The sequence below is a fragment of the Gordonia rhizosphera NBRC 16068 genome (genome assembly GCF_000298195.1).
Classification (GTDB): Bacteria; Actinomycetota; Actinomycetes; order Mycobacteriales; family Mycobacteriaceae; genus Gordonia; species Gordonia rhizosphera.
The window spans coordinates 24,600-36,348 of sequence record NZ_BAHC01000191.1; the positions used below are offsets into that span (position 1 = coordinate 24,600).

An 11,749-nucleotide genomic window follows, 5' to 3' on the forward strand; every position below is an offset into this window, starting at 1 on the left:
GTCAGGAGGTCGGGGGCGCGCCGGTCTCGCCCACCGAACGCCCCCGGGTGTCGGTCACGGCATGACCGCCGAACTGATTTCGCAACGCGGACACCGCTTTCAGCGCCGGCGAGCCCTGGTCCTGGCGCGATGCGAACCGGGCAAAGAGCGCGGCCGAGATCACGTTGGCGGGAACCGAATGGCGGATCGCCTCTTCCACGGTCCAGCGTCCCTCACCGGAATCGGTGGTGTAGTCGGAGATCTCGGAAAATCCCGGATCCTCCTGCAGGGCACGCACGAGCAGTTCGAGTAGCCACGACCGCACCACCGTACCCTGGGTCCAGGCCCGCAGGGTGCCCTCCACATCGTCGATCAATGGTTCGGCACAGAGCAATTCGTAACCCTCACCGTAGGCGTGCATCAGTCCGTACTCGACCCCGTTGTGCACCATCTTGGCGTAATGGCCGGCGCCGACCGGGCCGGCATGGACGAATCCGTCGGCACGCTCACCCGGGGGGCGCAGCGCATCGAAGATCGGCATCATCCGGGTGACATCGTCGTCGGATCCGCCCACCATCAGGCCGTAGCCGTTCTCCAGACCCCAGACACCGCCGGAAACCCCGCAATCGATGTACCCGATTTTGTTGCGCCCCAACAACTCCGCATGCGGTTGATCGTCGGTGTACTTGGAATTGCCACCGTCGACGACCAGGTCACCGGGTTCGAGGTGTTCGGCCAATTGGGCCACGGTGGTCCGCGTCGGTTCCCCCGACGGCACCATCACCCACACCGCCCGCGGAGCGTCGAGCGCGGCAACCAGGTCCGGCAGCGACGCCACATCGGAGACCTCCGGACGCGGGTCGTAGCCGACCACCTCGTGTCCGGCCTGCTGGATGCGGGTGCGCATGTTCGCGCCCATCTTGCCAAGTCCGACCAGTCCGAGTTGCATCGAGGTTCCTCCGGTTTCGTATCGGTTGGCTCCCCGGGATCGTGCGCGCCCGGGCGCGGTATCGATCAGCCGGGCAGACGCACCGGCATGAGCAGATAGGTGAACACGCTGTCGGGTGCGACGAAGGCTCCCGACTCGTCGGCGACGGGTTCCTCACCGGTGGACGGGCGCAGCACGGCGGGCCGACTGGGTGTGGTGAACCCGAAATCGACGGTCGGTACGCCGATTGCCGACAGGCCGTCCTGGAGATAGCCCGGGTTGAAGGCGATGGTCAACGGCTCGCCGACGAACTGCACGGGCAGTTCTTCCTCGGCCTTGCCGGCCTCGTCCCCGCCCGCGGTGAGCAGCAGGGTGCCCTCGTTGAACTCCATCCGGACCTGGGCGCCGCGCTCGGCGACCAGCGCGACACGCTTGATCGCCTCGATCAGCGGGGCGCTCTCGATGGTCGCGACCGCGGTATGGCTGGCCGGCAAGAGCTGCCGGAACTTCGGGAACTCTGCGTCGAGCAAACGCGTGGTGGTCTGCTTGTGGGCCCCGAGAATGCCCAGAATGCCCTCACCGCCGAGTACGGTACCGCCGCCGAAGGCCAGCGACACGTCCCCACTGCCCTCGGCGCCGGCGGTCCTGGCGCTCTCCGAGAGCGTCTTGGCGGGTACGAGGACCGCTCCGGAGGTGTCCGGCGCCGTCGGTGCCCACTCGAGTTCACGCACCGCGAGCCGGAAACGGTCGGTGGCGGCGAGCACCACACGATTGCCGTCTATCTCGACGCGGACGCCGGTGAGCATCGGCAGCGTGTCGTCGCGGCCGGCGGCGACGGCGACCTGGGAGATCGCCTCGGCGAAAACCTGGGCAGGGATCGTGCCGGTGACCGCTGGTGGTTTGGGGAGTTCCGGATAATCCTCGACCGGCATCGTCGGCAGAGAGAACTTGGCGCTGCCGCAGGTGATGGCAACCCGCGACCCGTCGAGGCTCACGTCGACCGGCTTGTTGGGCAGGGCACGGGTGATGTCGGCGAGCAGCCGGCCCGAGACCAGCACCTTGCCGGGTTCGGCGACCTCGGCGGAGATGACCTCCTGTGCGGACACCTCGTAGTCGAAACCGGAGACCTCGAGTCCGTCACCGTCGGTGACGGTGAGCACGACACATCCCAGGACCGGGACCGGCGGACGGGCAGGCAGGCTGCGGGCCACCCAGGCAACGGAATCTGCGAACTCGTCACGCGCCACACGGAACTTCATGCTGGGTGGTTGCCCTTCTCTGTTCTGCTCATCTCGCCCGTCTCCCCGACGAAGCTGTCGAGATCACACGGATCCCGCCCGGTTCGTGGATTGGGATTCCCACTGTAGAACGAGGGTGCCAGACCCGAGGCCCTTGGGGGCAACTGCTCGGCCGGATGTCTGCGGCGAGTTCGCACGCTCGCGGGTTCTGTGCACATCCCCTTCTTTTCTGAAGGATCCTCAGGAGAGAAATTCATGACAGTAATAGGGCCTGTGAATCTGTGGATGAACGCACGTGTGTGCAGGTCAAGCCGGTCACCAGACTGTGTACGTGTCGTGGATGACACCTCGGCGATCGTTGACGGTTCTGTGGAGTTGACGGATCGTTCGACTGCTGTCCACGTCCGGTGCACAAGTTACTCGTCGTTATCCCAAGCATTGTCCACAGTCGGGATTGATGGGATTTCGGACATGGCGAGGTCCGGATCGGAAGGATCCGGCGGAATTCGGATGACAAAACCCTGCGGTCGGAGTCGAGAGTTCGGCCGGCGCGGTGGCCTGGTCGGCTGAACCGGAGGACGTCAGACGGCGCGCTGTTTGATGCGCGCGGTGAGTTCCTGGACGTGGTCGTAGACCTTGCGCCGTTCGGCCATCTCCTTGCGGATCTTGCGTTCGGCGTACATGACCGTGGTGTGGTCGCGGTCGAAGGTTTCGCCGATCTTGGGCAGGGAGAGGTCGGTGAGTTCCCGGCACAGGTACATGGAGATCTGCCGCGCCTGGGCGATCGACCGGGTCTTGCCGGGTCCGCGCAGCTCTTCGACGGAGATGTCGAAGTAGTCGGCGGTAATGGCCAGGATGCTGGCCGCGCTCACCTCGAGGGTGCCCTCGTTGGGCAGCAGGGCCTGCAGGACCACCTCGGCGAGGGACTTGTCGAGTTCGGCGTTGTTCAGCGAGGCGAACGCGGTGACCCGGATGAGGGCGCCTTCGAGCTCGCGGATGTTGCGTTCGATCTTCGACGCGATGAGTTCGAGGACATCGTCGGGCACCGCGATGTTGTCCATCTGCGCCTTCTTGCGCAGGATCGCGATGCGGGTCTCCAGATCGGGCGGCTGGACGTCGGTGATCAGCCCCCACTCGAAACGAGTCCGGAGCCGATCCTCGAGCGTGGCGAGTTGTTTGGGAGGACGGTCAGACGAGATGACGATCTGCTTGCTGGCATTGTGCAGCGTGTTGAAGGTGTGGAAGAACTCTTCCTGAATACCTTCCTTGCCGATCAGGAATTGGATGTCGTCGACGAGTAGGACATCGACGTCGCGGTAGCGGCGTTTGAACGCGACCCGGCGGTCATCACGCAGGGAGTTGATGAAGTCGTTGGTGAACTCCTCGGTGGACACGTACTTCACCCGCATGCCCGGGAACAGCCGTTGGGCGTAGTGACCGGCGGCATGCAGCAGATGGGTCTTGCCCAGTCCCGACTCGCCCCAGATGAACAACGGGTTGTAGGCGCGGGCCGGGGCCTCGGCCACCGCGACGGCAGAGGCGTGGGCGAACCGGTTGGAGGCCCCGATCACGAAGGTGTCGAAGGTGTACTTCGGGCTCAGGTTGGCGCTCGAGGGTGCCTGACCGGCGGTCGGACGTTCGGCGAAGTAGCTGGGCCAGTCGGTGGATGCCGCCGACGGGCCGACCCGTGGCCGGCCGTCGAAGGTCTGGGGCGTGGGGGCTATCGTCGCCGGGCCCGTTGGCCCGCCGGGCGTTGTCATCGTGACCGCGGGACCGGCGGAGTGGTCGTACGGGCGTACTGCAGGGTCGGGAGTCGGTTCCTCGATGGTGGGGGTCGCGATCCGCACACCCAGATCAACGGGTTGACCGAGATGACGACTGAGCACCGATCGGATCGTGTCGCGCAGATTGCGCTCGATCTGTTCCTGGACAAGGGGGGTCGGCACGGTCAGGAGGGCGAAACCCTCCGCCAGGGTCAACGGCTGGACCAGCGAGAGCCAGGCCTTCTGCTGCCGGGTCAGTGGTTCTTGGTCGTGGCCGGCGGTGTCGTCGTTCAGCTCGGCGACGACGTTCTGCCAGACCTCGCCGAACGAATCTCGATCACTCATCACCGTGCCTCCTCCCGGGAAAACCGCCGCCTCGGACAACGAGGATGTCACGATGCCGCGATCACCACGAGTTGTCCACATAGTTGTCCACAGCTGTGGACAGATCCGCGAATCTTCAGTGCCGACGGTGGCCGGGAGGGCCCACCGGATCGTTTCTTCGTTGACCCCCCGCCGAAGTTAACAGAGCGCACCGTGGCCGACAAAGTGAATCGGGCGATTCGACAGATCGACGGTCGCGATCGTGTGACGGGCCCGAGAGCCTCCGCGCAGGCAGGGCACAGGTCACAGTGGAGCACTCGGTCGCGGACGGGACCGCGTTTGATTTGAGCCGTCGTACTCAGTAGTCTCGACTGGTCATCCAGGTTGCGGATTTTCGCGGTGATGCCAGGTCATCTCAACCGACGTGAGTTCGGCACCGCACCGGGATCAGCAGACCACCAAGAAGCGTGGTTCACGCGTGCAGTCGGCGTGGCGCCACGATGAGAGCACAAGGAGTTAACCCATGGCCAAGGGAAAGCGGACCTTCCAGCCCAACAACCGTCGTCGTGCGCGCGTGCACGGTTTCCGGTTGCGGATGCGCACGCGCGCCGGCCGGGCCATCGTCAACGGTCGTCGTAGCAAGGGCCGCGCAAAGCTCACCGCCTGAGTCGTCAGCGAACTCCCGGCGGTGCATGGGCGCCGCCGGGCGCTGGTATCGATGGTGGCTTCGTCACATCGGATCTCTCGTCGATCCGACTTCACCCGCACGCTCAAGTCGGGCGTGAGGGTGAACACCCGTGATCTCGTGATTCATCTTCTCGCCCTGAGCGTCGATCCCGTCGCGACCGACACCCGTCGCATCGAGGTCGCCGGCTTCGGGGGGCCCTGGCTCGGGCTGATCGTGAGCAAATCTGTGGGCAACGCCGTCACCCGTCATGCGGTGGCCCGTCGTCTGCGCGCGGCGTTTCGGCAGTGCCTGGCCCAGTTCCCGTCGACCGAGGTGCTGGTGGTGATCCGTGCCCGGCGCGAGGCGTCGTCGGCGTCCAGCGTCGAATTGGCCGATCAGCTGGCCGAGGCGCTGACGCACAGACGTTTCCGGCGGAGCCTGCCACACCGCGATCTCCACGGTGCTCCGGGGACCGCCGGGATCTCCGAACTCCAGGTCGCGCCATGACCGCAGCACACGACGAGGATCCGGTAGCTCAGGATTCGCAAGCTCAGGATTCGGTGACCCAGGAATCCCCGCCCGCCGGCCCCGCTCCCGCCGGTGTACGGGCACGCCTGGTGACCTGGCTCCATCTCCTCCCCCGCCGCAGCGTGGTGTTCCTGATCGAGCTCTACCGCACCTGGATCTCACCCCTGCGCCTCCCTACTTGCCGGTTCGAGCCGACATGCTCCGCATATGCCGTCGAGGCCCTGACACGACACGGTTTCCTCTACGGGGGCTGGCTGTCGGTCGTCCGGCTGCTGAAATGCGGGCCGTGGCACAAACCCGGTTATGACCCGGTTCCCGATCGGGGGTTCCGGGAGCTCTTCACCCGCTCAGACGAATCATCGGCGGTGGACACATCGACGGTGTCGACATCGACAGAGGTTAGGGGTAACTGACCCGTGCTGAACTTCATCTACTATCCGGTCTCCGGAATCATGTGGGTCTGGAATTGGATATTCAACCTGCTCATACCGTGGGACAGCCCCGGCTGGGACGGCGTTGTATGGGCTCTGTCGGTGGTGTTCCTGGTCTTCACGCTGCGTGCGATCCTCTACAAGCCCTTCGTCAAGCAGATCCGCACGACGAAGAAGATGCAGGAGATCAACCCTCAATTGCAGGCGATCCGCAAGAAGTACGCCAAGGATCGCGTGAAGATGACCGAGGAGATGCAGAAGCTGCAACGCGAGCACGGCTTCAATCCGTTGCTCGGCTGCCTGCCGATGCTGCTGCAGATCCCGGTGTTCATCGGTCTGTTCCACGTGTTGCGCTCGTTCAACCGAACGGGTTCGTTGGGTCCGCTCAGCCACGGCAGCATGACGGTCGAGGCCACCCGCAGCACGCCGAACTACTTCTTCAGCGCCGATCAGGTGCAGAACTTCCTGGACGCACGATTCTTCGGTGTGCCGCTGTCGGCGTTCATCACCCAGCCGGTGCAGCAGTGGGAAGCGTTCGTCCAGCCGGGTCAACCGATCGACTTCACGCGCACGCAGATCGCGATCGTGGTGGTTCCGATCATGATCATCGCATCGATCGCCACGCATATGAACTCGCGCGCGTCGGTTGCTCGTCAGCCGGAAGCGGCGCTCGAGAACCCGCAGACCCGGATGATGAACATGCTCGCGCTCTACATCTTCCCGTTGGGCATTCTGGTCACCGGTCCGTTCTTCCCGGTGGCGATCCTGCTCTACTGGGTCAGCAACAACCTCTGGACCTACGGACAGCAGCACATCGTGTTCGGTCGGATCGCTGCTGAGGAAGACGCCGCCAAGTTGGCGAAGCAGGAGAAACAGAGGGCCAACGCACCGAAACCCGGAGCGCGACCGGAAACCGGGCGTAAGGGCGGTCGCGCCGGGCCGACCGATGGCGATGTTGTGGATGGCGATGTTGTGGATGGCGAGGTGACGTCTGCGGCGGTCGTGAAGACGTCCTCGTCCCCCTTCAAGAGCGTGCAGAAGTGGCTGCGTCCCGATCGTGGGGAATCCAAGGCGAGCGAGACCGGTGGTGATCTCGCGGCGTCCGATGCCGGCGATGCGGTGTCCGGGGTGTCGAGCGATGACGCATCGTCGGGTTCCGGTGGTGCGTCGGATGCGGGCGCGAAAGGCTCGGGATCCACGGGTTCGGGTTCGCCGGCGAGCGGTTCGGGTGGGGCGGGCGCATCGGCCGCCGGACAGAAGTCGGGAACCGGGCATGTCGCGGGCAAGAAACGTGGGGGCGCAACACGGCGGAAGAAGGGTGGGCGTCCTGGCGGACGCCACTGAGGCCCCACACCCCTCCCCTCGCCCGAAGGAAGGGCGACCAGAGACGTTTGATGAAAAGCAGAGTTAGGTGGAATGTGAGATGACGGCAGAGACCACGGCGCAGGACGAGCAGGAGATCCGCGACGCGGCCGAGGGCGGTTCCCCGGAGGATGCGGGCGTGGGCGCGAGCGCCACGAGCGAGGTCGAAACCGATGTGGAGTCGACGGACCAGGCCGCCGGAGAGCGCGACGATGACGACGCGGATGCCGGTGCGTCGGACGAGGCGGACCACTCGGATGCGGATGACTCGGATGCCGACGAACTGGATGCCGACGACTCCGAAGACGATGACTCCGATGCGGACGACATGGACGAGGAAGATCGTCTGGTTGAAGAGGGCGAGATCGCCGGCGACTACTTGGAGCAGTTGCTCGACGTGCTCGACTTCGACGGCGACATCGATCTCGATGTCGACGGAGACCGGGCGGTCGTGAGCATCGACGGTGGCGATGACCTCACCAAGTTGGTCGGCCGCAAGGGCGAGGTTCTCGACGCGTTGCAGGAGCTGACGCGGCTGGCCGTCCAGCAGGCAACCGGTGACCGTAGTCGCCTGATGTTGGATATCGCTCGCTGGCGCGCGGATCGGCGGGACCGACTCGCCCGGCTCGGTACCGAGGTGGCCGAGCGTGTTCGGGCGTCGGGGGTGCGTGAGGAGCTGGACCCGATGACGCCGTTCGAGCGCAAGATCGTGCACGACGCAGTCGCCGCGGTGGACGGCGTGGTGAGCGAGAGCGAGGGTATGGAACCCAAGCGGCGTGTGGTGGTGCTGCGCACCAGCTGACCCCCGGGTATCGCGCGACCGCTCGAGGAGCGGTAAAACTGACGAGAGTAGATCGACGGAGTCCCAGCCCCGGCTGGGACTTCGTTGTTTCTGCCGGACCGAATTACATCGATGTTGTTTTGGTACTTACACCGGTGTTGTTTTGGTTGTCGGGTGATGAGGGTCTGGCGATGAGGGTGGGGGTTTCACGTGAAACAAACCGGAGGGAGCTTCCCCGGTGAGGTAGTTTCACGTGAAACATTGAGCCATCGATGCGATCTGAGGCCCGTACGCAGCTAGTTCTTGCGTGTGCGTTGGGCTCAGGGGTGGGTTGGAGCGAGTGGCCCCTTGCGAGGTACTGAGGAATGAGCGAGCGCTGGACCGGCCACGGTGACGATAAAGCGTGCCGACGATGAGGGTGGCACCGCCGGTGCGTCGGGACGAAAAAGCTATTCGCGATGCGGGACACTTGAAACTCGACGAACCATCTTCGCCTCGGCACGAAAGCCACAACGACGTAGAGCTTCAAACCAGGTGCATTCGGTAGACGAGTCGAAGTAGTAGTGATGCTCAACCCAGACGACTGAGAGGCCGTTTCACGTGAAACATCCGGGACCCGCAGAGTCGGTCTCCCCTCCCCCGGCAGCGACAGCGCTGTTCGGCGATCGACTCGACCGTGCGGAGGCCTACTACTCGTTGCTCGCCGGCGACGGAGTCGAGCACGGTCTGATCGGGCCACGGGAGGTGCCGCGGCTCTGGGAGCGGCACATCCTGAATTGTGCGGTGATCGGCGAGTTGATTGAGCCAGGAGCAGCCGTCGTCGATATCGGGAGTGGCGCCGGTTTACCCGGTATCCCGGTCGCGATCGCTCGGCCGGATCTTCGTGTGACCCTGGTCGAGCCACTGCTCCGTCGGAGTGAGTTCCTGCGGCGCGCTGTCGAGGAACTCGGCATCGACGTCAGGGTTGTGCGGGGGCGGGCCGAGGAGAAGGTTGTCCGCGAGGCGGTTGGTGGCGCGGACGTGGTGACGTCCCGGGCGGTCGCACCACTGGAGCGCCTCGCCAAGTGGTCTGCACCCCTCATCGACGCGGGTGGTCGTCTTGTCGCCATCAAGGGATCGACCGCGGTGGACGAGATCGACCGAGACCGTGTCGCGGTTGAACGGTCCGGCATCGGGCAACTGCACGTGGAGGAATGCGGCGGTGCAGTTTTGGATACGCCGACGACGGTGATCGTCGGAACCAAACGCGCGGGCGCCGGCGCCTCGCGGGCGCGGCGAGAGCGACGGTCGCGACGCGCGAAAGAGAAGGGGTGACGAGATTGGTGTGGAGTCCGCGGAAAGCGCAGAATAGACGGAGTGCCGTAGATCAGGTGGCGGGCACACCGGCCACCGATTCCGCAGCGTCTTCGGCTCAGATCACCGAAGGTTTCGAGGTCGGGCGAAGGAGTGCAAGCGTGGTCAATCAGGACACGAGTGTTTCACGTGAAACCACCGTCGGGAGTACCCCGTCGAACCCGAGCCCTGAATTCCATGACACACCGATTGCGGCGGCTGCGGCGCGTGCGAGCCAGGTGTTGACACCGGGTGGGGCCGGTGAACTCCCCCGCCCACAGTCGACGCGGGTGCTGACGGTCGCCAACCAGAAGGGTGGGGTCGGCAAGACGACCACGGCGGTCAATCTCGCCGCAGGTCTCGCACTGCACGGACTGGGAGTCCTCGTCATCGATCTCGATCCACAGGGCAACGCCAGTACCGCACTGGGGATCGACCATCGTGTGCCGGGCATCGCTTCGGTCTACGAGCTATTGCTCGGTGAGGTCAGGCTCGCTGACGCGATCCAGAACAGCCCGGCCAACGACCGCCTTCTCTGCGTCCCCGCGACTCTGGATCTCGCGGGCGCCGAGATCGAGCTGGTGTCGCTGGTGGCCCGTGAGAATCGTCTTCGCAACGCACTCGACGAACAGACCCTCAAGGATTTGGGGATCGACTACGTGCTGATCGACTGCCCCCCGTCGCTAGGTCTGCTGACCGTCAACGCGATGGTGGCTGCCAAGGAAGTCCTTATCCCGATCCAGTGTGAGTACTACGCACTTGAGGGGGTCGGACAGCTTCTGCGCAACATCGAGCTGGTGCAGGCCCACCTCAATCCTGGACTCCATGTGTCCACGGTGGTCTTGACCATGTACGACGGACGGACCAAATTGGCCGACCAGGTCGCGGAGGAAGTACGCCGCCATTTTGGCGACAAGGTGCTGACCACGATCATCCCCCGCAGCGTGAAGGTGTCCGAGGCGCCGGGATACGGCATGACGATCATCGAATACGACCCGGGTTCACGTGGAGCCATGAGTTATCTCGATGCTGCCCGGGAGCTGGCGATGCGCGCAGTGCAGCAGTGAGATCTCGGCAGTGAGTGAACTACGGCAGTGACCGGGAAGTGACAGTAACAGTGCGAGGTATCCACAGCCACGGCCGCGGCAAGGAGTGCCGGCGTGCGATGCGATTAGGATCCGAAGACGTGGTGGTTGGGCAGGCGCCGGATTCGGCGGTGTTCCGAGGGAGAGGACGGCAGTGAGTCAGCGAGATACCGCACAGCGTCGAGGTGGTCTGGGACGTGGCCTCGCCGCGCTCATCCCCACCGGTCCCCCCGACGACAACGGGACCCCCTCCGGTCCCCGTCTCGGTGCCGCGGCCGCCGACGTCGTCATCGGTCGCGGGAACGGCGCCGCCGGTGGATTGGGTGCCGACACGGGTCGATCCGCCACAGCCACCACCGACGCCAACGGTGCGACCCCACACAACGGCGCCACGGTGAACGGCACCGCCGGTGTCGGGACCGTCGACGACATCGGTGCGGTCTACCGAGAGATTCCGCCGGCGCAGATCCAACCGAACCCGCAGCAGCCGCGCACCGTCTTCGACGAGGAGGCGCTCGCCGAACTGGTGCATTCCATTCGCGAGTTCGGTTTGATGCAACCGATCGTCGTCCGGCGTCTGCCGGCACCGACGGACGACGGTGCCACCTATCAGTTGGTGATGGGTGAACGACGGTGGCGGGCCAGCCAGGAGGTCGGGCTCGACACGATCCCGGCGATCGTCCGGGAGACGGCCGACGCCGACATGCTGCGCAACGCGCTGCTGGAGAACATCCACCGGGCTCAGCTCAACCCGCTCGAAGAGGCGGCCGCCTACCAGCAGCTGCTCGACGAGTTCGGGGTCACCCACGAGGAACTCGCCAACCGACTCGGACGGTCCCGGCCGCTGATCACCAACATGATCCGGCTGCTGAAGCTCCCGATCCCTGTCCAGCGCCGGGTCGCGGCAGGGGTGCTGTCGGCCGGGCACGCGCGGGCGATTCTCTCCCTCGAGACCGGTAGCGACGCCCAGGAGGCGCTCGCGGTGCGGATCGTCGCGGAGGGGATGTCGGTGCGTGCGACCGAGGAGGCGGTGACCCTTGCAAACCGTGGCGACGACGATCCGTACTCGCCCTCCTCCCCCGCGCGGCGCAAACCGATCCACATGCCCGGGCTGCAGGATGTCGCGGAGCGACTCTCCGATCGTCTGGACACGAGGGTTACAGTCAGTTTGGGTAAGAGAAAAGGCAAGATCGTCGTCGAGTTCGGTTCGGTGGACGACCTTGAACGCATCGTCGGCGTCATCGACTCCCTGGGGAGTACCTGACCGCGTCACCTGCGCACCCGAGGGTACCCGGACGATACGTCACAGTGACAATAGAGCAGCGAGGACG

11 protein-coding genes are annotated in these 11,749 nt (G+C 65.1%); 8 read left to right on the top strand and 3 right to left on the bottom strand.

The genetic code is table 11. The features are described from left to right. Position 1: 1 nt before the first annotated feature. The 3 genes from gnd to dnaA form a co-directional block, all read right to left on the bottom strand. Positions 2–928, bottom strand: coding sequence for a phosphogluconate dehydrogenase (NAD(+)-dependent, decarboxylating) (gene gnd, locus GORHZ_RS23160; protein WP_006337451.1), 927 nt, complete (start codon positions 926–928; stop codon positions 2–4). 65 nt (positions 929–993) lie between these two features. Further along, positions 994–2,166 carry a DNA polymerase III subunit beta gene (dnaN, locus tag GORHZ_RS23165; RefSeq protein ID WP_006337452.1) on the bottom strand — a complete coding sequence of 391 codons (1,173 nt, stop codon included), beginning with the start codon at positions 2,164–2,166 and terminating at the stop codon, positions 994–996. Positions 2,167–2,726: 560 nt separating this feature from the next. Further along, on the bottom strand, positions 2,727–4,256 hold the full coding sequence (gene dnaA / locus GORHZ_RS23170; protein ID WP_040533161.1) for a chromosomal replication initiator protein DnaA: 1,530 nt from the start codon (positions 4,254–4,256) through the stop codon (positions 2,727–2,729). A 499-nt stretch (positions 4,257–4,755) separates the two neighbouring features. On the opposite strand from dnaA, the gene rpmH reads away from it, so the two are divergent. The 8 genes from rpmH (at position 4,756) to GORHZ_RS23210 (ending at position 11,682) form a co-directional block, all read left to right on the top strand. Beyond that, positions 4,756–4,899 (top strand): 50S ribosomal protein L34, encoded by a 144-nt coding sequence (rpmH, locus tag GORHZ_RS23175; protein WP_006337454.1) that lies wholly within the window; start codon positions 4,756–4,758, stop codon positions 4,897–4,899. 51 nt (positions 4,900–4,950) lie between these two features. Continuing rightward, a complete protein-coding gene (rnpA, locus tag GORHZ_RS23180) occupies positions 4,951–5,406 on the top strand; it encodes a ribonuclease P protein component (protein WP_006337455.1) in 456 nt (151 codons plus the stop codon). Next, complete coding sequence (gene yidD / locus GORHZ_RS29715) at positions 5,403–5,840, top strand: membrane protein insertion efficiency factor YidD (RefSeq protein ID WP_006337456.1); 438 nt, start codon at positions 5,403–5,405, stop codon at positions 5,838–5,840. Before rnpA ends, yidD begins: the two co-directional genes overlap by 4 nt. Positions 5,841–5,843: 3 nt before the next feature. Beyond that, complete coding sequence (gene yidC, locus GORHZ_RS23190) at positions 5,844–7,202, top strand: membrane protein insertase YidC (protein WP_006337457.1); 1,359 nt, start codon at positions 5,844–5,846, stop codon at positions 7,200–7,202. 79 nt (positions 7,203–7,281) lie between these two features. Next, on the top strand, positions 7,282–8,022 hold the full coding sequence (locus tag GORHZ_RS23195; RefSeq protein ID WP_040533147.1) for a Jag family protein: 741 nt from the start codon (positions 7,282–7,284) through the stop codon (positions 8,020–8,022). Positions 8,023–8,601: 579 nt separating this feature from the next. After that, positions 8,602–9,315 (top strand): 16S rRNA (guanine(527)-N(7))-methyltransferase RsmG, encoded by a 714-nt coding sequence (gene rsmG, locus GORHZ_RS23200; RefSeq protein WP_006337459.1) that lies wholly within the window; start codon positions 8,602–8,604, stop codon positions 9,313–9,315. 140 nt (positions 9,316–9,455) lie between these two features. Beyond that, entirely contained in the window at positions 9,456–10,400 is a 945-nt protein-coding gene (locus GORHZ_RS23205) for a ParA family protein (RefSeq protein WP_006337460.1), read from the top strand. Positions 10,401–10,572: 172 nt separating this feature from the next. Further along, complete coding sequence (locus GORHZ_RS23210; RefSeq protein ID WP_006337461.1) at positions 10,573–11,682, top strand: ParB/RepB/Spo0J family partition protein; 1,110 nt, start codon at positions 10,573–10,575, stop codon at positions 11,680–11,682. Positions 11,683–11,749 lie beyond the last annotated feature (67 nt).